This is a genomic window from Cronbergia sp. UHCC 0137 (assembly GCF_034932285.1).
Lineage (GTDB): Bacteria > Cyanobacteriota > Cyanobacteriia > Cyanobacteriales > Nostocaceae > Cronbergia.
In genome coordinates this window covers 12,688-37,465 of record NZ_JAYGHC010000019.1, presented here as the reverse complement: position 1 = coordinate 37,465, position 24,778 = coordinate 12,688, and the positions used below count along the sequence as shown (strand labels likewise).

Below are 24,778 nucleotides of genomic sequence, written 5' to 3'. Positions count from 1 at the left end.
TCAGTAATAAACCTAACTTCCTACAAACCATTGAGTCCCAGTAAACAGGTAGTATACCCCAGTCAGAATCAGAGCCATACTACCAAAGCGGATAATTCCCTCCGAATGTTTCAACAATTGCTTACTTTGTTTCGCCAGTCCCGTAAATAAACTCGCCAGGAAAATTAGAAGAGTGTAACCTAAAGCGTAGCTAACCATCGTCAGTGTACCCAATATTTGTGAACCTGTTGCTGCTGCTGCGGCTAACACCCCAAACAGTACCGGACTAGCACAAGGAGAACTCACCAGTGCAAAGGTCAACCCTACCCCATAAGGACCAGCCTGGGGGAGATTCATATTCATTTGTGGTAAAGGGATATTTACCACTCCCATCAACCACAAACCCATTACAGCCATAATCAGTCCCACAACAATATTGATATAGCCTCGGTACTCTACCATGACAACTCCGGCAAAAGATGACACCAAGCCAAACAGACTTAAAATCGTTATTGCTCCCAAAACAAACAAACCAGCCTTAGTAAAAGCATCCCAACGGGATTTAATATTTAATGTGCCGATATAACTCAGGTTGACTGGTAAAAGTGCCAATATACAAGGAGATACACTAGCAAGTACCCCACCAACAAACGCTAAAGGTAACAATACCAAAGGATTTGCTGTGTCCTGTTGGTTTAACCACTGCTGATAACGGTTTTCAACAATAGAAATCGCGTATTCAATAGGGTGACTGATTACAGGAGCCATGGTGAGAACTATAATCAGGGAGAATAATCCTAATCCACCATAAACTAACCATTTTTTCGATATTTTAAAACGATGAGAATGGGTTTTCTCTGTTGAAGATGAAGATATTTGTTTCATAAAAAATTCCTAATGACTCGTCAGCATAAAAAGCTAGTTTTGCCTCTAAAGATAGAGGCAAAGCCAGACTTGGATTAATTTTTCGCCAAAGCGGTTTTGAGAATTTTGGTGTATTCAGCCTTGTTAGGATTGTTTTGATACAGAGCTAAAATGTTGCCAGTAGCCGGATCAACGATCGCTACAGTGCTAGTTTTACTCTTGTTATTTTCCAGAAATTTACCCAAACCTAATTTTTCGGCCATTGCTTCTGTCTGTTTAAAGGTGGCTTTATCCGTTACATCCAACACGACAAAATTGACCTTGCCAGAATATTCTTGTTTCAATTGAGAGAGAGTTGGCGCAATATTCTTGCAGCCACTACACCAAGTAGCAAAAACGTCTACTACGAGTGGTTTACCTTGAAGTTCTTTAGCTAGAGGACCACCTACATTAGCCTTAGCAGTAGATAAATTTGCCTGAGCAATCTTTGCAATTGATGATTGAGATTCAGCTTCAGCAGAAATACTAGCTGAGTTGATTCCTACCATAGATCCAGTCAAAACTAGGCTACTCAAACAAATTTTGAGTAACAAATTCGCGTGTTTGTGCATAAAATTATTCCTGTTCTTAACCTAAAAGTGTTTAATTTGTAGTATGTTGGCGCGATGCTGATCCAATATTGGAACTGGAGTAGTTCATTGTGGTGCATCTGTTTATAAGACGATTGATTATCAAAATTGGATTTAAAGTCTTCCCCCTAATCGGAGGAACATTAAAATTAAATATCTGCATCGAGCATCTAATCCAATTCGCTTTGTCAGTCGTCACTAGAATAGATGGCATTTTCCAGAAGAACGAGTTGCTTGTTTCAATCTTGGAGAAACGTGAGGTGATTCCGTATATATTTAAACCTGTTTTCGCAACAGTATGGAGCATAAATTTCCCAAGTCAAATTCCAGAGAACTTTCATCTGCAACAGATGAAGTTTTATTTGTAGCTCTCAAAAATGGCGACTCTTCGGCACTCAGTATTTTGTTTTCTCGTCATGGTCGCTTAGTTTATGGATTAGCTCTGAAAATTCTGGCTAACTCCCAAGAAGCTGAAGACTTGACTCAAGAAATTTTTCTCACACTGTGGCACAAAGCATCTAGTAATCCAGATTGTCGCTTTTTTGTGCGGTATTTGGTGACGATCGCGCGATCGCGGTCTATTGATAAACTACGCGCTCGGACTAGACAACTTAAACTTGTAGAAAAATGGGGGCAAACGATGACAAATGAGGCAACACCAGTGCCAACACCCGTCGAACAAGCGAGTTTTGCAGAGCGATCGGGGCGAATTTACCATGCTTTAACACAACTACCCGAAAAGCAACGCCAAGTAATCGAACTAGCTTATAACCAAGGATTAAGTCAGTCAGAAATTGCCAAACAAATCAACATCCCTCTAGGCACAGTCAAAACTGCTACCCGTCAAGGATTACTAAAACTCAAGCGCATTTTATTAGATTCTGATTTATCAATGTATGAATAAATCTTTTGATCCCGAACACATCAAAAACCTGACTGCGGGGTTTGTCGTTGATGATCTCACCCTTGAAGAAGCTGAACAGTTTCGGCTTTTACTTGATCAATATCCAGAACTGATTGCCGAAGTTGATGATTTGCAAGAAGTTTTACGGCAAGTCTTAGATGGCTTCACTGAGGTAGAAGTACCAACCCATCTCCTACCAAAAATTCTGCAACAAGCAGAAAGTTCGACTAGACAAGCTACTGATATCAAGGAAAAAACCGCAGAAATTGCTAAACAAAAACTACTCCGATGGACAAAAATTGCTGGTAGTATTGCAGCATTATTTGTTGTAATTCTAGGGGTTGATAATTATCGTTTACGTCAAAATCTGGCTATTGTCACAGCAAAAAACCAGCGTTTACAACAGGATTTTGCCCAAGCTCAAGTTCTGAAAACAATGCTCCAAAATAATGAAACACGACTATTTACTTTTAAAGGGGTCAACTCAGCAGATTTAGCTTCAGGGAGTATGATGATAAATCCTGAACAAAAAAAAGCGGTGATGGTTTTCCAAAATCTGTCTGCTCCACCTCCTGGTTATGTCTACTTATTATGGACAGTTATTGCCAGCAAGAAGTTACCTTGTGGTGAGGTAAAGCCCTATTCTTGGGGAAGCACTTCCTATGAGTTACCATTTACTACTCAAATGTATAGAGAATTTTCTCACCCACAATTTTCTGGGTTAGTTGTCACACTAGAAACAGATTCAAATGTCTCTCGTCCCACCGGAACTATTGTGATGCAAAGTTTATTGTAGGTTTTGAAATTGAGATTAAAATTTTTGTAAGTCATCGGGGTTATGAGTAGCAGCATAATGGGCATTTTTTGTCACAAATCGTATATTTAACGCCCCAATTAACACAGCATCAGCTTGTTTTAATCTATTAATTACAGTTGCATTTTGTGTAGCTGGAGGATTTTTGGCGTTGATTTTTTAACCGACTAAAGTTGTTATACTAGCAATATCAAAAAGGTTCTTAACTATCACTTCATCTTGATATTCATCATTTATTGGTAATTGTAATAGCAAAGACATTTGTTGAACATATTACTGGCTGTTGAAATTTTGATTATCCATTTTAGAAAATTCCCTATTTACTCATTATTTAAGCTTTTTCTAAGATCATCTAGTGGTGATTCTGGTGTTTCTGGTTCATCAGGACAAAATTCCAAATCAACACTATACTTCATAGATCTTCTATCAGGTAAAATTGAGAGATTTATTTTAATTCTACCCTTTTGCCAACCTTTACCACCAACTTTTAATAACTGACATTCTCTTACAGTTCTCAACTGCATAATATCTACAGCAATAATTTGATCATAAATTTTAAAATTATTTAAATGGCTAATGCAATGGCTAGTATCAATATCAACATTATTGCTCAAATTTGATTTCTTGATTTGAACTCCATGAATCACAAGATCTTTTAATCTACCTACCGTAAAACTATCTGCCGAAATCTGTATGATATCATCATCACATTCTAACGGAATAAATTTATCAGTCATATCTATTTTCCTAAATTAGGATATGGCGTTTCCTAATCGAATGAAGTACAAAACTATCTGCGTTTATCCACGTTCATCTGCGGTTAAATCTTTTTTCGTGTACCTCACTTGCATTAAAATTGCCACATACAACAATCACAATAAATTATACTAATTTTAGATTGTATATTTTAAAATTGAGATTAAGGTTTTGATAAAACTTCACAAATTAACAACTGAAAAATTATCCACCTGGGTAAAAGAAGCAAAAAGTCAAGCAGTAAAGGGAAATATTATGCAACGTATACCCTTTTTAGCTTTGGCAAATCCTGACTGGTTTGCTGTTCACATCTGCTGTAAATCAGGAGAAACCTACACTCAAGGAGATACAGATTGTGTATTTCCTTTGATGAGTTTGATTAAACCCTTTTCTTTACTTTATCTGCTGGAACAAGTAGGAGTAGAAGAGGTTTTAAAGTGGGTGGGAATTGAACCATCTGATCAACCTTTTAACTCTTTAGAACAGTTAATTGCTGACAATGGATATCCCCGCAACCCGATGATTAATAGTGGTGCAATTACCCTTGCTGATAAATTACCAGGAAAAGAACCCACACAATTATTTTGTCAATGGTTAAATAAATTAGCCGGTTGTCAACTTGAGTTAGATCAAAAAATGTTGGATTCAGTTCGTTCTACTCACTCTAGTGCTAATATAGCGATCGCTCACCATCTCCACTACAACGGACACATCAAAGATATTAATCTAGCCCTTGACATTTACGAAGAAATATGTTGTATTTCTGGAAAAGTGGCAGACTTAGCTTTATTAGGAAAACTCTTAGCTTGTGAAAGCAATTTTGTCAAGTTGCAAAATCGGCAAATCGTCAACGCATTGATGTTAACCTGTGGACTCTACGAAGACTCTGCCAAGTTTGCCGTTAAAATCGGTCTACCAATGAAATCAGGCATCAGTGGGGCATTGTTAGCAATAATACCAGACCAGGTAGCGATCGCCTGCTATAGTCCCAACTTAGATAGTACAGGTAATTCTGTAGCGGGTCTAGCATTGACTCAAATTTTATCGCAAGAATTACAATTAAGTATTTTCAGCTAACTTTGGTGTAGGTTCCATGTCTAGAGTAGGAGTAGATTCTGGTTTTGGAACTGGGAACTTTTCCACTTGAGGAACAGGAGTCGCTTTTATTTCCGGTTCAACTTGAATTTCTGGAACTGGTAATTTTTCCACTTGAGGGAGAACTTTAGTAGTATAACCCGCATCAACAATTCCGCGCACCTGATCAGCAGTAAGTTCACCTCTGACAATTCTGGAAAGCGTATCCTTACCTTCAGGTTCATAGGTAATTATTCTCGAAGTGCTGTTAAAGACATTTTTAACAGGATTACCTTGATTATCCAAAAATTCCAACTTTAACCAATTTTTACCGATTTTAAAACCCTTGAGATATAATGTTTGCCAACGGTCAAGAACAAGACTTTCGCCATTAATCGTGTAACGAATACGCCAATCACTAAATTCATTCTCAGTATTTTCTTCAGCAAGAATATGTAAAGGCGCATTAGTTAGGTAAAAATCCAACATAATTGGTTCTGCACCATAGCTATCCTTGGGACGGCTGTAAGTGAGAATAGGTAAATTGGGATTAGGATTATTATCGTCCGTTTTAGTAAAAACATGAAAAGTTGTTTGGGCATAAGCACCTTCATTTTTAAAACTTTCATCCCAAGGACGAGAAGCAAAGACACGCAACGTATGAGTACCAGCAGACAAATCTGATAAAATCATCGGCTGACTTATGTCGTAAACAGCCATATAAGGCTGATTATCAAGAATTAGGTGCAAATGGGGTCCTAGTTGCCATTGCGGGTCTTTAAAGATGGGTAAATCCTTAACTTGCAAACTGACCTTAACTATATTGTCCTGGAGAACTTCATCTGGTTGAGGGGTCAGGATAGTTACCTGTGGTTGATAGACTTCCAAACTAGGGGCTAGTTCTTGGATAATTTCTGGTGGGGCAGTTTCCGTAAACTGTCGAAAAACTTGGGAAATGAGTTGCTGACTTTCTTCATAGTCAATAGATACATCCTCACTGACAGCCTTTTCAACACAACCGCTTAAACTTACAATCACCAAAAAAGTCATTACCCATTTAAAAACCGCGAAACCTCCAGATGAGAGTTTCCTAAAAACATTCTTACCCCTAAAGTTCATACTTACCAGCCTGTAATAGTTCTCAACAACCGACCATTGTGGCGCAAACCCAGTCTAAGGGAAAGAGGGAAAGTTAAAAGGCAGGAGGCAGGAGGCAGGAGGCAGGGGAGGTAGGGAGAGAAATTATATTTATAGCACTTACGCAAGATTAACGTATTTTCATCATTGCGAGGCGATCGCACCCTGTGAGAAGCACGCTACGCGGTAGCTTGCCGTAGGCTTTCCCAATCTTAAACCTTCATATTTCGTATCCCCTGCGTAAGTCCCGTCAATTTTCTAGTGTTTCCCTATTCCCTGTTCCCTGTTCCCTATTCCCTATTCCCTATTCATCTATAAATTTTACGAATTGTTATAGTTTGTAAATTAAATGAAAAAACTATTGACATTTTTGCAAAGAGTATAGACTTAAAAGAGTAGATCCGACAATAAATTCGGCGAGTTTGAATTATTGTTAAAAGATCGTCAACAATGTACAAGAACACACTCTATAATTCAACAGAAACAACTCTCCACACAGCATCCTTATTACAGCCCGAGCAAAATCTAGAGGCCATCAGTAAGGTAAACTATGTGGTATTTAATGATTCCTCAATCCTTATCTAGAGAGGAGGTCGAATGACAATTAGTCCTCCGGAGCGAGAGGAAAAAAAGGCAAGAGTCATCGTTGACATTGATCCAGTACCAACCTCATTTGAAAAATGGGCGCAACCTGGTCATTTCGACAGATCCTTAGCTAGAGGTCCAAAAACCACCACCTGGATTTGGAATCTCCACGCCCTCGCCCATGACTTCGATACACATACAAGCGATTTAGAAGACATCTCCCGCAAAATATTTGCGGCTCACTTCGGCCACTTAGCCGTTGTTACCATTTGGTTAAGCGGGATGTTGTTCCACGGTGCGAAGTTCTCCAACTATGAAGCTTGGTTAACAGATCCGTTAAATATTAAGCCCAGCGCCCAAGTAGTTTGGCCAATTGTTGGTCAAGACATTTTAAATGGTGATGTCGGTGGTGGCTTCCACGGCATTCAGATCACCTCTGGACTGTTCCAAGTATGGCGGGGCTGGGGTATTACTAGCTCTTTCCAACTTTACGTCACCGCGATCGGTGGATTGGTATTAGCTGGTTTGTTCTTATTTGCCGGTTGGTTCCATTACCACAAACGCGCTCCCAAACTGGAATGGTTCCAAAACGTAGAGTCAATGCTGAATCACCACTTATCAGTATTGCTCGGTTGTGGTTCCTTGGGATGGGCGGGTCATTTAATCCACGTATCTGCTCCCATTAACAAAATGTTGGATGCAGGTGTGGCAATTAAAGACATACCATTACCCCATGAGTTCATTTTGAACAAGGACTTGTTGACAGAGTTGTATCCCAGCTTTGCCAACGGATTAGCTCCTTTCTTCACCTTGAATTGGGGACAATATGCTGACATTTTGACCTTCAAAGGTGGATTGAACCCCGTAACAGGCGGTTTGTGGATGACTGATATTTCTCATCACCACTTAGCGATCGCTGTACTGTTCATCATCGCTGGTCATATGTACCGTACCAACTGGGGTATTGGTCACAGCATCAAAGAGATTCTCGAAAACCACAAAGGACCCTTCACAGGTGAAGGTCACAAAGGTCTTTACGAAAACCTCACCACATCTTGGCACGCTCAATTGGCTACCAACCTAGCCTTCTTGGGTTCACTGACAATCATCATCGCCCATCATATGTACGCGATGCCCCCCTATCCATACTTGGCAACTGATTACGCTACACAGTTGTGCATTTTCACACACCATATGTGGATTGGTGGCTTCTTGATTGTTGGTGGTGCGGCTCACGCAGCCATTTTCATGGTGCGGGATTATGATCCCGTTGTGAACCAAAACAACGTTTTAGATCGGGTGATTCGTCACCGCGACGCTATCATCTCTCACCTGAACTGGGTTTGTATTTTCCTCGGCTTCCACAGCTTTGGATTGTACATTCACAACGACACAATGCGTGCCTTGGGTCGTCCCCAAGATATGTTCTCTGACTCAGCAATTCAGTTGCAACCAGTATTTGCTCAGTGGGTACAAAACCTGCACACACTAGCTCCTGGTGGTACAGCACCCAACGCCATAGAACCAGTTAGCTACGCATTTGGCGGCGGTATTTTGGCTGTAGGCGGTAAAGTCGCGATGATGCCCATTGCTTTGGGTACAGCCGACTTCTTGGTTCACCACATTCACGCCTTCACCATTCACGTTACCGTCCTGATTCTGCTCAAAGGTGTACTGTACGCCCGCAGTTCTCGTTTAATTCCAGACAAAGCCAACCTTGGTTTCCGCTTCCCTTGCGACGGTCCAGGTCGTGGCGGCACTTGTCAAGTATCCGGTTGGGATCACGTATTCCTCGGACTCTTCTGGATGTATAACTCCCTGTCAATCGTAATTTTCCACTTCAGTTGGAAAATGCAATCTGACGTTTGGGGAACAGTAGATTCAGATGGTGTAGTGTCTCACATCACTGGTGGCAACTTTGCCGAAAGTGCTATCACCATCAACGGCTGGTTGCGTGACTTCCTGTGGGCGCAAGCTACACAAGTAATCAACTCCTACGGAAGTGCATTGTCTGCTTATGGACTTATGTTCTTAGGCGCTCACTTTGTTTGGGCATTCAGCTTGATGTTCCTGTTCAGTGGTCGTGGCTACTGGCAAGAACTAATTGAGTCCATTGTTTGGGCGCATAACAAACTGAAAGTTGCACCAGCAATCCAACCCCGCGCTTTGAGTATTATTCAAGGTCGGGCTGTAGGTGTAGCTCACTATTTATTAGGAGGAATTGCCACCACCTGGGCATTCTTCCATGCACATATCCTTTCAGTAGGGTAGCAAACAGCTACACTGAGTACCGTAGGGCGAACAGCTGTTCGCCCCTACTTCTCACTCTAAATGCTGACACTTGATGGCTAAAGGTCAGAGGACTTATCAAAACCTATGGCAACAAAATTTCCAAAATTTAGCCAGGATCTCGCACAGGACCCGACCACTCGTCGGATTTGGTATGCGATCGCGACAGGGAACGATTTTGAAAGCCATGATGGCATGACGGAAGAGAATCTTTACCAAAAGATTTTCGCTACGCATTTCGGTCACTTGGCAATTATCTTCCTGTGGGCATCCAGCCTCCTGTTTCACGTAGCCTGGCAAGGTAACTTTGAACAGTGGATTAAAGATCCCCTCCACGTCAGTCCCATCGCCCATGCGATTTGGGATCCTCACTTCGGTGATGCAGCAGTTGAAGCTTTCACCCAAGCTGGTGCTACTAATCCCGTAAACATTGCTTACTCTGGTGTTTATCACTGGTGGTACACCATCGGGATGCGGACAAATGGCGAACTGTACACCGGTTCCATTGGTTTGCTCCTGTTGGCAGCAGTGTTTCTATTTGCTGGCTGGTTACATTTGCAACCCAAATTCCGTCCTAGCCTTTCTTGGTTCAAGAGTGCTGAACCCCGTTTAAATCACCACTTGGCTGCTTTGTTCGGTGTTAGCTCCCTAGCTTGGACAGGTCACTTAGTACACGTTGCTATTCCCGAATCTCGTGGTATTCACGTGGGCTGGGACAACTTCTTGACCGTAGCTCCCCATCCAGAAGGCTTAACCCCCTTCTTCACAGGTAACTGGGGCGTTTATGCTCAGAACCCCGACACCGCCGGTCATTTATTTGGCACTTCCACCGGTGCTGGTACAGCGATTCTCACCTTCTTGGGCGGTTTCCACCCCCAAACAGAATCCCTGTGGTTGACCGACATGGCTCATCACCATTTAGCGATCGCTGTTCTGTTCATCATCGCCGGTCATATGTACCGCACCAACTTCGGAATTGGACACAGCATTAAAGAAATGCTCAACTCCAAATCCGGTTTAGTTCCCGGTAGCAAGAGTGAAGGTCAGTTCAACCTGCCTCACCAAGGTCTGTACGACACAATCAACAACTCCCTGCACTTCCAATTGTCTTTGGCATTGGCAGCACTAGGAACAATCACTTCCTTAGTGGCGCAGCATATGTACGCCCTGCCTCCTTACGCATTCATTGCTAAGGACTACACAACACAGGCAGCACTGTACACCCACCACCAGTACATCGCTGGTTTCTTGATGGTTGGAGCATTTGCCCACGCCGCCATCTTCTGGGTACGTGACTACGACCCCGAACAAAACAAAGGCAACGTACTTGACCGGATTTTGCAGCACAAAGAAGCGATCATCTCCCACCTTAGCTGGGTATCTCTCTTCTTAGGCTTCCACACCTTGGGCTTGTATGTACACAACGACGTAGTTGTGGCTTTTGGTACACCTGAAAAGCAAATTTTGATTGAGCCAGTATTTGCTCAATTCATCCAAGCTGCTCACGGTAAAGTGCTTTACGGCTTAGATACCTTGTTGTCTAACCCTGATAGCATTGCTTACACTGCCTATCCTAACTACGGTAACGTTTGGTTAGGTGGCTGGTTAGAAGCCATTAACTCTGGTACTAACTCCCTCTTCTTAACAATTGGCCCTGGCGATTTCTTGGTACACCACGCTTTCGCTTTGGCTATCCACACCACCACCTTGGTACTCGTTAAGGGTGCTTTAGATGCTCGTGGTTCTAAGCTGATGCCCGATAAAAAGGACTTCGGCTATGCCTTCCCTTGCGACGGTCCAGGCCGTGGCGGTACTTGCGACATTTCCGCCTGGGACTCATTCTACCTAGCGATGTTCTGGATGTTGAACACCATTGGTTGGGTAACCTTCTACTGGCACTGGAAGCATCTAGGTATTTGGCAAGGTAACGTTGCTCAGTTCAACGAAAACTCTACCTACCTGATGGGCTGGTTCCGTGATTACCTCTGGGCTAACTCTGCTCAGTTAATTAACGGTTACAACCCCTACGGCATGAACAACTTGTCTGTTTGGGCTTGGATGTTCCTCTTCGGACACCTAGTTTGGGCTACTGGTTTCATGTTCCTCATCTCTTGGAGAGGTTACTGGCAAGAGTTAATTGAAACCTTGGTTTGGGCGCACGAACGTACTCCTCTCGCTAACCTAGTTCGCTGGAAGGACAAACCCGTTGCTCTCTCCATTGTTCAAGCTCGTGTAGTTGGTCTAGCTCACTTCACTGTCGGCTACATCGTCACCTACGCAGCGTTCCTCATTGCTTCTACTGCTGGTAAGTTCGGTTGATCTTGACTACTGGTTTTAGATAAGTAATTAATCCCCTGCCTCATGGTGGGGGATTTTTTATAGAATTGTCATTATTGGTTTATATAGAATAGAGTGCGTTAAAATATAAGTTGATACTAAAAAAAATTAAAAAAATCTCTGGATAGTATTAGTTTTAAGTTAAGTATTATGTTGTTGTAGTGTTCTAGGAGAAATTAGGAGCAATATGGAAGAACTGCAAATCCCAGATAAATTTAAGCGTGGGTTCGAGCAACTTGTAAGTATTGACACTACAACTATTGAAAAATTAATAGATGCTTTGAAGCAAGTTTCACCATCGCTACTTATTGAAGATTTGGCATCAGAAGTGGCTTCAAAGGTTCAGGTCTTGACTGAAGAAGAAATAATAAATATTATACAAGCCTTAATTTCTTTATATAACTTTAGAGACTATTCTGGTACATCTATAGAGAAACTTATACAGGGAATTAGTCAGGCTGTTCAGGAAGATGAAGAACTTCCTTACATTTCTGAAGAAGAAAAACAAGAATTTGAAAAGCGATTAGCTATTTTTTTAGAATTTGATGGTGTACTCAGTGTTACAGCTAAAGCAATTGATGTAGTACGAGATCATGAGCGTATATTCACAGGCTCTCGCATTTTGACCGATATGCGTCCTATTTTTGGCTCAGACTTGGAAACAAGTCCTACTAGCGTTGCAATAATCCATATGCTAAAAATAGAGTATTTGGATTTAGAGGGCAAACATGAGTTTTTTGTAGCTTTGGATTCAATGGATGTAGAACAATTACGCCAACAGTTAGATAGAGCAGATAGAAAAGCAAAAGCTATTGGTTTAATGCTAAATAAAGCAAATATTTCATACTTGAATTACCCAAATGTTGAGTAAAGGAAATAAAAATGTTGGTTGTACAAAAGGAAAAAGTTGATTCTTGGATGCAGAATCTTGATAAGAGTTCTAAGCAATCTCAACCTGCTTATTTATGTAATCAAAATTTTCAAAAAATAGAGGAAACCAACTTGTTGAAAACTTCTTTTGGCTGCAATTATTCAAAGATGAAGCAAAGAATAGGTAATGATAATAACCCTGACAATTTATCAAGATTCTTTTACAAAAGTACAATATCTCTTGGTAGCAGTGCTAAACTATCTAATGGTAAAGGAAGTATAAAACATGAAATCCTAACCCTTGTAGGTAAAAACTGTATTACAGTTTTTGATGGACAAAAATTATACGATTTAATTCATCCAGAATTGCAAGCAAACCAATCTGTAGAATTGGACTTTGCAGGAGTGGAAATTTTTGCCGCTCCGTTTTTTAATTTTGCTTTTGGACAATTATTAAGAGATATCCAACCAAAGAATATCAAGCACTTGTTGAAAGTTTCTAATATCAATTCACTAGGTAGTCAAATACTCAAGCTAGTTATCGAAAACTCAAAACGTTACTACTCAGATCCTGAATTTCGTAGTAGATTAGACAAAGTAATCAGTGAACAGCCTAAAAACCTTTAATGCCACCTATACCTATACCTAACTACAAAGTTCAGGCGGATGTAGTTGATATCCGGTCTGATAATCCCAAAGCAAATGACCTTTTTTTAGTAGATAGTAATGTTTGGTATTGGTATAGCTATAATAGTGCTATTCTATCAGCGGATGATTATCAGATAACATATTATCCTTATTATTTAACAAAAGCTATCTCTGCTAAATCAGGACTTCGATACTGCGGTCTTTCTTTGGCAGAGTTAGCGCACCAGATTGAAAAACAAGAAAGAGATAATTTTCATTCCACATTAAGACCTAAAATATACCGCCGCTATCCAAAACAGAGAAGTAAAGTTGTAGCCGAAGTTCAAATTGCTTGGAGCCAAGTTATATCAATTGCAGCTTGTACAGAAATTATGATTGATGAAACTATGACAAATAGATCATTAGTAAGATTCCAAACACAAGCACTCGATGGTTATGACTTATTCATACTAGAAGCTATGAATAAAGCTGGATTAAAGCAAATAATTACAGATGATAGCGATTATTTAACTGTTCCTGGTATTGAGGTTTTTACGGCTAATAACAATGCAATTACCGCAGCAAAAAATCAGAATAAACTTTTAATAAGATAAACTTATCGCAAGGCTAATTTAATCTATTAGACTAAATTAAAACAGCAATTTGTTATGCTTACTAAAAAAGTGGTGAGCTTGCGATCGCACCAGTCGTGTGGCAATACTTCTCGGTTAAGGAGTGTAGAGACGTTCCATGGAACGTCTCTACAGGGGTTTTCGGCTCACAAATTTGTTTAACCGAGCAGTATTGAGTCGTGTGGTTGCTTCATCCTCACTTACGCAGCGTTCCTGTTTACTTATTAGTGAATATTGTATATAATCCGACAAGGCTAGTTTCGCCATGCTAAAATAAGAAAGTACAGTCAAAGGAGCGCAAAAACGGATAGTATTTTTAATGTCTTGGCTAAATATAGGTAGCATTTGGGTTTACCTCCTGCTGATAAGGAAGAAAGAATGTTTGTATCAAAGTTATATACAGATAAATGGACTGGAAATACAAATGAAGAAAACTTGATTGAAGATCCAAATTGGCAGCAAATAAAAACATCTATTTGTGAGTTAGATGGTAAAAGCAAAACTTTAGTTAGTTTAGAAGCTGATGATGAAAGTTATATGATGATTGGTGGAGGTAATAATGGTCAATATATTGTTACTGCAACTTTAGATCATGAAATTTTTTATTCTCTTTTGCATCCAGTTGATTATGAAGTAGCCAAATCAGATACTTCTGTCAAGAAAATTAATTTATCTATTTTTTATCAGGCATTAATAAATACAAATAGTAATAATATCAATTTTGCTAATGAAAAAAAATTAGTTGTAGGTGGACAAGCGGGGAATTATTCTGAGAAAATTTGTGTTAATTTACCCCAATGCTTAATAGCTTCAATCACATTTGCTGAATCTGGTGAACTTGAACCACTGTTTACTTGGGAACAAGATGAATCTTTAGTAATGGTCTAATACTGTTTTCATGGGTGGCTATTTTCACAATTAGGATTTAGAAAAATTTTTATCATTGGAAACTTTAAAAATTTATGACTGAAAACACAAACAGAGGAATTGCTGGACTTAATAGAAAAGACGCAGAAAGTATTCTCAAGAAATTTTTAGATAATGAAAATTATAGAGTTTTGGCTGTCAATGGGAAGTGGGGTGTTGGTAAAACCCATTTAGTACAAACATTTTTAAATGAACACCTACAAGACTATTATTTGTATGCTTCTGTTTTTGGTATTTCTTCAATTGAACAATTAAAAGTAAGGATATTAGCTAATTACAAAAAAAATCTAAAGTCTGATAATTCTACTAATAAATCTAATATTCTTAATTATATTAATAAATATATAACTGATATTCTTGAATGGTTCAACCGTATTTTGCCAAAATTAGAAAAAACTCCAAAACTAGACTTATCATTTTCAAAAAACTTTTCTATTCCAGTAGCTGGATCATTAATTTCTGTCGCTGGTGATTTAGGACTTGAGATACTTTTTAATTTAAACGTTAGACAAAATTCAATTATATGTATTGATGACCTTGAAAGAAAATCTAAGTTATCTCTAGAAGAGATGCTTGGGTTTGTTGAATATCTAGTGCAAGAGCGTAAATGCAAAATTATTCTCATTTATAATGAAGATAATTTAGTAAAAATAGATAAAGAAGCCTTAGATGATTATCGAGAAAAAGTAATTGATAGAGAATTTACACTTAATCCAACAGTAGAAGAAAACTTAGACTTCATATTTAAAGACTATCCTGATATAGAAGTGATTAAATCAGTATTAATAAATGCTGGTACAAATAATATTCGAGTTATACGCAAAACTCGATGGCTTATTGATGAACTTATTCCCTTTATGAAAAATTGGGAGGTTAGTTTACGTCATCAAATTATTAGAAATAGTATTGTCATTAATTTATCGAAGCTTGATACTGAATTTTGTAAAAAATTTCCTAATATTAAAGATATTAAATCTACTTTGTCAATAGATCCATTAGAATATATGGGAACAGATCAAAAAGCTAATGATATCAGAAAATTTCAAATGGCACTAGAGAAAAAAACAGCTATACAAGGACAACAATTATTAAATCTATATTTTGGTTATTCTGATTTAGAAGAAGTAGATGAACTTATAATTCAGTTAGTTGAGACATCTTTATCTAAATCTGCTGAGTTGAAATTTATTGAAAAAGGTTATATTCTCAACCAAAAAGAAAAAAGAAATCAGATATTAGAAAAATTCAATGAGCTTTCAAATAAACTTTACAGATTCAAATACTATAATTCATTCGCAGATAATGAGCAAGATATGATTAAGGGAATTGTTACTTTTTTAAAAGAGAATCATCTTCAATTGAGCATTCCCCAATTTGAACAAGTTGAAAGATTTACATTAATCTTGGGACTTGATATTTCTGAATATGAAAAACCTCTATTAGAAACAATATTAACGAAAATTTTTGAACAGAATTCTTATGATAATTTAAGTGGCTTTACAAATAAACTGAGTAAATATCCTGATTTGGAAGCATCTTTCAACGAAAAAATTAAGGAATATCACCAAACATTAGATATTACTACAGCAGTGAAAAATATAATGAATCGTGATCCATATTCAAGATCACCAAGACTACAACAAGATATCGAATTTTTAAACAGTCGTACTGTTGATGAATATTCTCAATGGCTTGAACAAGGCCATCCTGAATTATTTGATATGGTTAAATGGTTTCTCAAGTCTGCTTATCAATCAGCATCTCAAAAGTTAGAACAAGCTATTCGCATATTAGCTGAATGTAGCAAGATAAATAAAATTAGAGCCAAGTTTCTTTACGACATAGACATAGATAATCCTACTAATAATCATCCTCGAAATTAATTGTTGAAAAATCTATTTATTCAACCTGGATAATTAGGTCGGACAGAATGACCACCCCACAAGATTTTTATGAAATTTGGATTTGTGGATTAGATATTAAGCGGCTTACTAAGTTGTTATTCTTATACTAACCAAAAGAGCGATGGCTTTGTCGTCTGTGGTGGGAGTTCATCTGGATAGATTAATGTAAATGCTCCCATTTCAGGGAATGAGGATGAAGCCTAGACCAATTCGTTGAAAAACAACAATAGCGACACTAATGTACAAAAGCCAGCAATCAGATTTGAACTGACGACCTTCCGATTACAAGTCGGATGCACTACCACTGTGCTATGCTGGCAGATTTAGTAATGGTTGGTTAGTAGCTTAACCATTTCTAATTATAGCATAACCAAGTAAATTGTCTAGGGTTTTATTCAAAAAAATATTATTACCCAAATTATTGCTAATTTTCTACCTAAAAGTAGTTGCATCACTGGACAAGTTGTGATTTATCTGTAAAATTTAGTGATCTTGATTACTGATAAAGTTAATAAGTTATTATTCAGAACACAAGCAAAATCTGAGTCTGGAAGTCAAGACCAAATATTTAGTACAGCATTAAACGCTGTATTATCTTTGACAAATTCAGATTAAGTAATAAAAAAACATCATTGTTCTTTACAGATCACAAGCATGGCAGCATTGATTGGACGAGATTTATTAGGTCTAGCGGATCTTAGTTCGACGGAACTGCAAGAACTTCTGCAATTGGCTACTCAATTGAAATCACAAGAGCTAAAGTTACATTGTAATAAAGTCTTGGGTTTATTGTTTTCCAAGGCTTCTACTCGCACTAGGGTGAGTTTTACAGTCGCAATGTACCAACTGGGGGGACAGGTAATTGATCTTAACCCAAATGTGACTCAGGTGAGTCGGGGTGAACCCATACAGGATACAGCTAGGGTTTTGGAACGCTATTTAGATATTTTGGCTATTCGCACCTTTGCCCAGCAAGACTTGGAAACTTTTGCTAATTATGCTAGGATTCCGGTGATTAATGCTTTGACTGATTTAGAGCATCCCTGTCAAGTGTTAGCTGATTTATTAACTATTCAAGAATCTTTTGGAACTCTGGACGGGTTGACTTTAACTTATGTCGGTGATGGAAATAATGTGGCTAATTCCCTGATGTTGGGTTGTGCTTTGGTGGGAATGAATGTGAGAGTGGCTTTTCCTGCGGGGTATGAACCAGATGGGGGAGTGGTGGCACAAGCTAGGGAAATAGCTAATAATAAAACAGAAGTGCTGCTAACTAATGATCCAGAAGCTGCTGCTAAAGGTGCATCTGTACTTTACACCGATGTTTGGGCAAGTATGGGACAAGAAGCAGAGGCAGATAATCGAATGCCTATCTTCCAACCTTATCAAATTTCTGAACAATTATTAAGTCTTGCAGATCCAGAGGCAATTGTTTTACACTGTTTACCAGCCCATCGCGGTGAAGAAATTACCGAAGAAGTAATCGAAGGTTCTCAATCAAAGGTTTGGGAACAGGCAGAAAATAGATTACACGCCCAAAAAGCTTTACTGGCAAGTATTTTAGGGGCATCATAAAGTATGAAGGTGAAAGGCTGAAGTAAGGACGGGTTGATGAATTAGCGAATAATCTTTTTTCCTTTTTTTCATTAACGGCGAGGCATATCCCTAAAATTATTTCATCTTTCACCCTTCATCTTGTCTAAATTTTTGATTTTGATCTTGTTAAGGGAAGATTTTTGCAGTACAAATGTTCTAGGGACATTTGTTAATTACTTCCCCACAAATTTATGGAAAGACTAACTGAACCTCAACAAGAATTATACGAATGGCTGATAGAATATATCCGAGTATATCAGCATTCGCCTACAATTCGCCAAATGATGGAAGCGATGAATCTTAAATCGCCGGCACCTATTCAAAGCCGTTTAGAGCATTTACGCAATAAAGGGTATATTGGGTGGAATGAGGGGAAAGCGAGAACCCTGCGGATTTTACATCCTGTTAAGCAAGGTATACCAATTTTGGGGACGATCGCTGCTGGTGGTTTAATTGAACCATTTACAGATGCGGTAGAACATTTAGATTTTTCTAATTTCTCCTTACCTCCCCAAAGTTATGCTTTACGGGTAGCTGGAGATAGTATGATTGATGATTTAATTGCTGATGGTGATGTAGTATTTTTACGTCCGGTACTAGAACCACATCAGCTAAAAAATGGGACAATTGTAGCTGCTAGGGTGGAGGGACACGGTACTACATTAAAACGTTTTTATCGGGAAGGTGAAATTGTTACTCTCCAACCAGCAAATCCTAAATATAACCCCATAGAAGTCTCCGCTATGCAAGTACAGGTGCAAGGTTCTCTTGTCGGTGTGTGGCGAAATTATAATTGATTTGGTGATTGGTAATTGGTAATTGGTAATTGGTAATTGGTAATTGGTAATTGGTGATTGGGGATTGGGGATTGGGGATAAATTAATCATTCCTCCCCTGCTTCCCCTGCCCCTTGCCCCCTGCCCCCTGCCCCCTGCTTCCCCTGCTCCCTGCCTTATGTATGTAACCAAAAATCTTGTACCGCAAACTCCCACATTTAAACTTAAATTACCTTTTGTGGGAGAAAAAAGGGGTATTTATCAGGTTCAGTCTTCGTTACCAGGATATCCGAAAATGCCCTTGTCTCTGCAATTGCGGGGGTATCAACGCCAAGCTATTACTAGCTGGTTTGGGAATAATGGCAGGGGAACGTTAAAAATGGCTACTGGTAGTGGTAAAACTATTACGGCTCTAGCGATCGCTTGCGAGTTGTACCAGCAGATAGGGTTACAGGTGTTGTTAGTGGTTTGTCCCTATCGTCATCTTGTCACCCAATGGGCTAGGGAATGTGAAAAATTTAACTTAAAACCAATATTGGCTTACGACAATTTACGCAGTTGGCAAAGTCAGATATCCACCGCAATCTATAATCTGCGTTCTAATTCTCAAGGTTTTGTGACAGTGATTACCACTAATTCAACTTTAATTGGTGATGGTTTTCAATCGCAACTCAAATATTTTCCCCCGAAAACCTTGATTATTGGTGATGAAGCTCATAATTTAGGCGCACCTAAGTTAGAAGAAAGTTTGCCGCGAAATGTGGGATTGCGTCTAGCTTTATCTGCGACACCACAGAGATATTTTGATGATGGGGGAACCCAGTCTTTATTGGATTATTTTGGTGCGGTGTTACAACCAGAGTTTAGTTTAGAAGATGCGATCGCTCAAGGTGCTTTGGTACATTATTTATATTATCCCCTTTTGGTGGAGTTAACGGAGGGGGAGAGTTTAGCTTATTTAAAATTAACAAAAAAAATCGGGCGTTCTTTATTATATCGAGAAAGAGAAAATGCAGATTTTGAAGACAACGAAGATATCAAATCTTTATTAATGCAGCGTGCTAGGTTAATTGGTACAGCAGAAAATAAATTAACAGCTTTGCGCGAATTAATGGAAAGTCGTAAACACACTAGCCATACTTTATTTTATTGTAGCGATGGTTCACAAGAATCGGGACAGCGATCGTCTTTACGTCAACTCAAAGCCGTAGCGAAAATTTTGGGTGTAGACTTGGGTTATAAAGTCAGCACCTACACCGCACACACTTCTTTACAAGAAAGAGAAGCGTTACGTTGTCAATTTGAAAGTGGAGAATTACAGGGTTTAGTTGCTATTCGCTGTTTAGATGAAGGGGTAGATATTCCCGCTATTCAAACCGCAGTTATTCTATCAAGTTCAGGAAATCCCCGTCAATTTATCCAGCGTCGTGGACGAGTTTTACGTCCTCACCCCGGTAAGGAAAGAGCGACGATTTTTGATATGATTGTTTTACCGCCTGATTTGGATAGAGAAACTATTGAGGTGGAACGGAATTTATTAAAGAAGGAGTTACGACGTTTTGTTGAGTTTGCTGATTTAGCTGATAATGCTGGAGAAGCAAGGATGAAGTTATTGGCTTTGCAAAAACGGTATGGATTATTGGATATTTAAAAAGGAGTAAGAGTAAATGAACCGCGTTCACTCCGTGAACCAGAGGTAAAGACGCAAAGAAGGAAGAGTTAAGAATGAGGGAGTTGGGTGATGAGGTTGAGAGGTTGGCTTATGCGGTAATTGGTGCGGATAAAATGTGTTGCATATTTTTATAGGGAAGTTCCTGGAACAGATGTGTTCGGTCTTGTGAGACATCTGCGGGGTGGGGAGGTTTCCACTGTAGATAGAAGAACGACCGATGGACTTGGCGATCAGAGAGCGATCGCCAAATAATTGTGTTAATAATTTAAGGTAGGGAGTTTCTGCGCACCCAGCACAAGCACCAGAAAATTCAAACAACGGTTCTTGCAGTTTCAGGTGATGACATAGACAGGATAGCTGACGATGACTTATCACAAAGAATTAATAAAATTTTAGCAGTAGAAGCTATGGCAACAGGTTTAAAATTAGAAAATTGGTTAAAAGAAAAATAATAACAGGACTTACGCACGAGATAGAAAACATCAGGGTTTGAGATTGCTACGGAATCCTCGCAATGACAAAAATGCGTTAATCTTGAGTAAGTTATGAATAATTATCTGAATCTCTGCGTGAGACTAATTCATAGGTTAAATCAGCAACACAGACAACATTGATTATTGATTCAATCTGTACAGAAAACTATATTGGTGACTGTGATAATCATAGAGGGTTTATCTCTGCAATTTGGTAATTAACAATCATCTAGCAGTAGTTTTGTAGCAGAGGTATTTATGACTTCAATAGACATCAGTAAACTTCCTCTTTGGGTTCAAGAAAGAGACACAGTTTTAGAATACAGTCATCATGTCCAATGGCGCAACGGTAAAAAGCCAGATTATACCCGTTCTAATGAAAACCTTACTCGTCAAAGTATATGCAATCACCCGGCTAATTCATTAGAAACACTTGTACAAAACTTAGTGCGAACCTTTGACATTGAAGCAAATTTTAAAACTAATCCTCAACAGTGGTTATCTGTTGTTCAAGATCAGTTTTATATGGCTACTAATAATGGTACTCACTATAACTTAAATGATTTGATAGCGTCAGGTACTTATAAACTTTTAATTGGAAATACCGAACACTATCAGGCTTCAGAGGAAAACTTTGAAACTTCAGTTAATCTTTTCCATACAGCCTTTCCTGATGGTTTTTTGTGGGAGGTAATAGAAGTTTATTCAACACCACCAACGATTAATTTTAAGTGGCGACACTGGGGATATTTCAAGGGTAATTATAAAGATTATCTCCCCACCAATCAGATGATTGAAATTATTGGTATGACAGTAGTGCAAGTTACTGATAATTTCAAAATTCTTTCTTTGGAGCATTATTATGATAACACCAAGTTTTTAGAAGAACTCACATCTGGCAGGAAATTACCCGACATTCCTGTTAAGACAACTATCACTGAAGAAACCCCAAATCCTAGTTCTATTAAACAAAAAATCTGTGGTGTGTTGAAGGGAATTTTAGGAAGAGGAAAAAAGCAGCAGGATAATAATGTTACTGCTAGTCGTTGTCCCTTTGCCAATTTAGTGCGGTAATGGGAATTTAGTCGTGAGGTGCGTCAAATAAAGAACCCCACCTCTAATCCCTGACAGGTGTAGGTTTTTTACAATCAAGTAGTTTAACTCAGGTAGCTCATTTTATTATCAGTATGAATAATCAAAAGCCAAATACAGTCAGACAAAGACTCAAAGAGCCACTGAGCAAACTCCAGCTACCAACAGAGAACTTCTCAAACCCCTCAATTCCCACCCTGTTCGCCAACTTTCTTGTTTTCTGCTTGGTTTTCTGACTTTAACTGCTAATCTACTACAGGGCTTGTCTAGTGTGTTAATTCTGAATCCCTTGTCCCATAAGACTTCATGCACATTTTGTGCCGCCATATTTTTATGAGAAAGTGCCTGAAACAGCTGTTTTCGGTGTAAACTACGGTAACACCAATAATTTTCGGGACAATCCCTCCAAAAATACACAGAATTAACATACTAGGGCTTGTCTATTTGCCTTCTTCCTTGGACAACATTTCCTTCCACTCCTGTTGATAGTTTTTACTACTCCAATTCCTCTTGCTTGTAAATAACCTACTCCTGTCAGCCTCCCCTGCCGACTACTATTTATGATGGGATCTTGACATAACTACTTTCCCTTGAGCGGAAATGTTATGAATACATGACACATTGATCCCGAAAAGGCTATAACTACGTCAAATAACTGAAAAACCCTTCCTAGACCCCTTGATCAATAGGCATGAATACTGGTTAATATTAATTAACAAAACAACTCGCCGCGATCCCGAAGAAATGCTAATTATTGCATGACTAGGGAATCAAGGAGAGCAAATCACTTTAAAAACAAACTAAAACACTTAAAACTGGGCATAACCAGGAGTCAGGAATAAGAAATTCATCTGGGGTGGATGACATCTTACCAAGTATTCTACTAACCCGGGGAAATAATTTTACCTTTAAAACTACTGGAGGCCAAACTCATGGCAAAAGAACGCCCACCGCTAGACGAAATGACATTAAGGCAACTCCGTAAAGTTGCTAGTGAATATGCCATCTCTCGTTATAGCCGAATGCGTAAGTCACAATTACTGGCATCAATTCAAGAAGTTCAACGCCAAAAAATTTCGCCTAGTCTATCTCGTTCACCAGAGGCACAGGAAACCGTGGAAGCAGCAAAGTTTGAATTAGGACAAGAAGATCGTACTGGTGGGTTTCTCGCGGATGTTGATGAAGGACTCGCAGATTTACCCAATGGCTACGGTGATAGCCGCATTGTTTTATTACCCCGTGACCCTCAATGGGCTTATGCTTACTGGGATGTTCCTAAAGAACACAAAGAAGAATTACGCCGTCAAGGGGGACAACAATTAGCACTGCGGATCTATGATGTCACCGATATTGATATCGAGTACCAAAGCCCCCACAGTATTCAGGAATATCTAGCTGATGAATTGGCTAGAGAGTGGTATTTACCAATTCCTGTGAGCGATCGCGATTATGTGATAGATATTGGTTACAGAACCTTTGATGGTCGTTGGTTAGTCTTAGCTCGTTCGGCTAGAGTACACATTCCTCCTGTTTATCCTTCTGATTGGATTGAAGATGTATTTATCACCGTCAATTTTGAAGAAGATTTACGTGGTAAAACTCAATACGAACTAATTCCTCCTTCCAAAAAAATCGCTGCTACCTCTACTCCTACTGTTGCTGGTGCAAATAGCAATCCCATTTACGACGAGATATTTGGTATGGCAGAATCGGCCGAAGCTCAACGGGTGGCTGGTTCTCTGTTCGGTTCTATGCAGCAAGTACCCAGTTCTGCTCGTCCAGAACAGGCAATCAGTTCCTACGTTTTCCCCTCTGGTGTGGGAATGTGGGCAGTTCCTACGGTTTCTGGTTTAACTATGTCTGGTGTAGGAATGTCTGGTGTAGGTTTCTCAGCTTCTGCTGTACCTGTACGTCCTCGGAAGTTCTGGTTAATTGCGGATGCTGAATTGATTGTTTATGGTGCAACTGAACCTGATGCTACTGTAACAATTGGTGGTCGTCCCATCAAGCTAAATCCAGATGGTACATTCCGTTTCCAAATGTCCTTCCAAGATGGTGTAATTGATTACCCAATTTTGGCTGTGGCTGCTGATGGTGAACAAACCCGTTCTATTCACATGAATTTTGAGCGTGAAACCCCATCTCGCAATACCAACACCAAAGATGAAGCTGTTTTGGAATGGCTCGCATAAATAGGTTTTTACCATAAATGCAAATTCTAGATCCCCTATTTCTTAAAGAAGTCGAGGATCTTTTTTTGGGTTGGTGATTAGGCATATCGTTATCGTAAACGTGCCTTTGCCTTGGTTAAATTTCTACATTATCCCGTAAATTATACTAAAAACGGTTAGGACATGGACTTTTACAAAATGACGAAAAACCCAGATTTGTAAGGGTTTAGCAATGCTAAACCCTTACCCACAGAATCAAATGATTAAGCCGTGTTTAGTATAAGAGAATCGTGCAAACGAGTTATTACAGTGCCAAATTTTGCCTAATTGTTATGCTACTGAGTGTAAGAATATGAGTAGAGTTTTAGAAAAAATATGGCCGTATTACCCACCGGAAAAGATAATCCTACTTATTTTCCTTTGCGTATTTTTTTACGCGAATACATAGGAGAAACTAAAAAATTAACAATTTTGGTTACACTACCTAACTCTATATGGATTCCCAGAGTAGGAGAAAAGCTAGTCTTGCCAAGACTACATCATTTTAGTGGAACACCTTCGCAAGTATTAAAAGTTGAAGATGTTTTCTATAGATTTGATGATGCTGCCGTTTGCATTATTTGTGAGAAGCAGTTTTTGTAGGTTGGGTTAAGCGACAGCGCAACCCAAC

Annotated in this window: 22 protein-coding genes, 1 tRNA gene and 1 pseudogene; 18 read left to right on the top strand and 6 right to left on the bottom strand. The window is 39.1% G+C overall.

Annotated elements, in window-relative coordinates:
• Nucleotides 1-12: 12 nt before the first annotated feature.
• Both VB711_RS11660 and VB711_RS11655 read right to left on the bottom strand, forming a co-directional pair.
• Nucleotides 13-864 (bottom strand): cytochrome c biogenesis CcdA family protein, encoded by an 852-nt coding sequence (locus VB711_RS11660; protein ID WP_323286177.1) that lies wholly within the window; start codon nucleotides 862-864, stop codon nucleotides 13-15.
• A 74-nt stretch (nucleotides 865-938) separates the two neighbouring features.
• Complete coding sequence (locus VB711_RS11655; RefSeq protein WP_323286176.1) at nucleotides 939-1,454, bottom strand: thioredoxin family protein; 516 nt, start codon at nucleotides 1,452-1,454, stop codon at nucleotides 939-941.
• A 316-nt stretch (nucleotides 1,455-1,770) separates the two neighbouring features.
• On the opposite strand from VB711_RS11655, the gene VB711_RS11650 reads away from it, so the two are divergent.
• A complete protein-coding gene (locus VB711_RS11650; protein ID WP_323286175.1) occupies nucleotides 1,771-2,376 on the top strand; it encodes a sigma-70 family RNA polymerase sigma factor in 606 nt (201 codons plus the stop codon).
• Nucleotides 2,369-3,172 carry an anti-sigma factor gene (locus VB711_RS11645; protein ID WP_323286174.1) on the top strand — a complete coding sequence of 268 codons (804 nt, stop codon included), beginning with the start codon at nucleotides 2,369-2,371 and terminating at the stop codon, nucleotides 3,170-3,172. Before VB711_RS11650 ends, VB711_RS11645 begins: the two co-directional genes overlap by 8 nt.
• A 21-nt stretch (nucleotides 3,173-3,193) precedes the next feature.
• Here the strand turns inward: VB711_RS11645 and VB711_RS11640 are convergent.
• A pseudogene (locus VB711_RS11640) lies at nucleotides 3,194-3,451 on the bottom strand (amidase family protein); the annotation flags it as partial.
• 59 nt (nucleotides 3,452-3,510) lie between these two features.
• Nucleotides 3,511-3,927: a KGK domain-containing protein gene (locus VB711_RS11635; RefSeq protein WP_323286173.1), complete on the bottom strand. Its 417-nt coding sequence runs from the start codon at nucleotides 3,925-3,927 to the stop codon at nucleotides 3,511-3,513.
• A gap of 190 nt (nucleotides 3,928-4,117) precedes the next feature.
• On the opposite strand from VB711_RS11635, the gene VB711_RS11630 reads away from it, so the two are divergent.
• A complete protein-coding gene (locus VB711_RS11630) occupies nucleotides 4,118-5,023 on the top strand; it encodes a glutaminase (protein WP_323286172.1) in 906 nt (301 codons plus the stop codon).
• Here the strand turns inward: VB711_RS11630 and VB711_RS11625 are convergent.
• On the bottom strand, nucleotides 5,006-6,070 hold the full coding sequence (locus VB711_RS11625) for a hypothetical protein (RefSeq protein WP_323286171.1): 1,065 nt from the start codon (nucleotides 6,068-6,070) through the stop codon (nucleotides 5,006-5,008). The two genes, VB711_RS11630 and VB711_RS11625, sit on opposite strands and share 18 nt — an antisense overlap.
• Nucleotides 6,071-6,754: 684 nt before the next feature.
• On the opposite strand from VB711_RS11625, the gene psaA reads away from it, so the two are divergent.
• The 8 genes from psaA to VB711_RS11585 all read left to right on the top strand — a co-directional run bounded on the left by psaA (nucleotide 6,755) and on the right by VB711_RS11585 (nucleotide 16,307).
• Nucleotides 6,755-9,013, top strand: coding sequence for a photosystem I core protein PsaA (gene psaA, locus VB711_RS11620; RefSeq protein WP_323286170.1), 2,259 nt, complete (start codon nucleotides 6,755-6,757; stop codon nucleotides 9,011-9,013).
• A 105-nt stretch (nucleotides 9,014-9,118) separates the two neighbouring features.
• Complete coding sequence (gene psaB, locus VB711_RS11615) at nucleotides 9,119-11,350, top strand: photosystem I core protein PsaB (protein ID WP_323286169.1); 2,232 nt, start codon at nucleotides 9,119-9,121, stop codon at nucleotides 11,348-11,350.
• A gap of 205 nt (nucleotides 11,351-11,555) precedes the next feature.
• A complete protein-coding gene (locus VB711_RS11610) occupies nucleotides 11,556-12,239 on the top strand; it encodes a hypothetical protein (RefSeq protein WP_323286168.1) in 684 nt (227 codons plus the stop codon).
• Nucleotides 12,240-12,250: 11 nt separating this feature from the next.
• Entirely contained in the window at nucleotides 12,251-12,865 is a 615-nt protein-coding gene (locus tag VB711_RS11605; RefSeq protein WP_323286167.1) for an STAS-like domain-containing protein, read from the top strand.
• Nucleotides 12,865-13,479 (top strand): hypothetical protein, encoded by a 615-nt coding sequence (locus VB711_RS11600; RefSeq protein ID WP_323286166.1) that lies wholly within the window; start codon nucleotides 12,865-12,867, stop codon nucleotides 13,477-13,479. Before VB711_RS11605 ends, VB711_RS11600 begins: the two co-directional genes overlap by 1 nt.
• Before the next feature lie 54 nt (nucleotides 13,480-13,533).
• Nucleotides 13,534-13,659 (top strand): hypothetical protein, encoded by a 126-nt coding sequence (locus tag VB711_RS11595; protein ID WP_323286165.1) that lies wholly within the window; start codon nucleotides 13,534-13,536, stop codon nucleotides 13,657-13,659.
• 183 nt (nucleotides 13,660-13,842) lie between these two features.
• Nucleotides 13,843-14,385, top strand: a complete 543-nt coding sequence (locus tag VB711_RS11590; protein ID WP_323286164.1) for a hypothetical protein — start codon at nucleotides 13,843-13,845, stop codon at nucleotides 14,383-14,385.
• Nucleotides 14,386-14,459: 74 nt separating this feature from the next.
• Entirely contained in the window at nucleotides 14,460-16,307 is a 1,848-nt protein-coding gene (locus VB711_RS11585) for a P-loop NTPase fold protein (RefSeq protein WP_323286163.1), read from the top strand.
• 268 nt (nucleotides 16,308-16,575) lie between these two features.
• Here the strand turns inward: VB711_RS11585 and VB711_RS11580 are convergent.
• Nucleotides 16,576-16,647: transfer RNA gene (locus VB711_RS11580), tRNA-Thr, on the bottom strand.
• 335 nt (nucleotides 16,648-16,982) lie between these two features.
• Between VB711_RS11580 and argF the strand changes: the two genes are divergently transcribed.
• The 7 genes from argF (at nucleotide 16,983) to VB711_RS11545 (ending at nucleotide 24,750) form a co-directional block, all read left to right on the top strand.
• A complete protein-coding gene (argF, locus tag VB711_RS11575; RefSeq protein ID WP_323286162.1) occupies nucleotides 16,983-17,903 on the top strand; it encodes an ornithine carbamoyltransferase in 921 nt (306 codons plus the stop codon).
• 212 nt (nucleotides 17,904-18,115) lie between these two features.
• Nucleotides 18,116-18,721, top strand: a complete 606-nt coding sequence (gene lexA, locus VB711_RS11570; RefSeq protein ID WP_323286160.1) for a transcriptional repressor LexA — start codon at nucleotides 18,116-18,118, stop codon at nucleotides 18,719-18,721.
• 157 nt (nucleotides 18,722-18,878) lie between these two features.
• On the top strand, nucleotides 18,879-20,351 hold the full coding sequence (locus VB711_RS11565) for a DNA phosphorothioation system restriction enzyme (RefSeq protein ID WP_323286159.1): 1,473 nt from the start codon (nucleotides 18,879-18,881) through the stop codon (nucleotides 20,349-20,351).
• A gap of 123 nt (nucleotides 20,352-20,474) precedes the next feature.
• Nucleotides 20,475-20,624, top strand: a complete 150-nt coding sequence (locus VB711_RS11560) for a hypothetical protein (protein WP_323286158.1) — start codon at nucleotides 20,475-20,477, stop codon at nucleotides 20,622-20,624.
• Nucleotides 20,625-21,103: 479 nt separating this feature from the next.
• A complete protein-coding gene (locus VB711_RS11555; protein ID WP_323286157.1) occupies nucleotides 21,104-21,919 on the top strand; it encodes a SnoaL-like polyketide cyclase in 816 nt (271 codons plus the stop codon).
• Nucleotides 21,920-22,869: 950 nt separating this feature from the next.
• Nucleotides 22,870-24,129, top strand: coding sequence for a DUF4912 domain-containing protein (locus VB711_RS11550; protein ID WP_323286156.1), 1,260 nt, complete (start codon nucleotides 22,870-22,872; stop codon nucleotides 24,127-24,129).
• 354 nt (nucleotides 24,130-24,483) lie between these two features.
• Entirely contained in the window at nucleotides 24,484-24,750 is a 267-nt protein-coding gene (locus VB711_RS11545; RefSeq protein WP_323286154.1) for a hypothetical protein, read from the top strand.
• The last annotated feature ends 28 nt before the right edge of the window (nucleotides 24,751-24,778 follow it).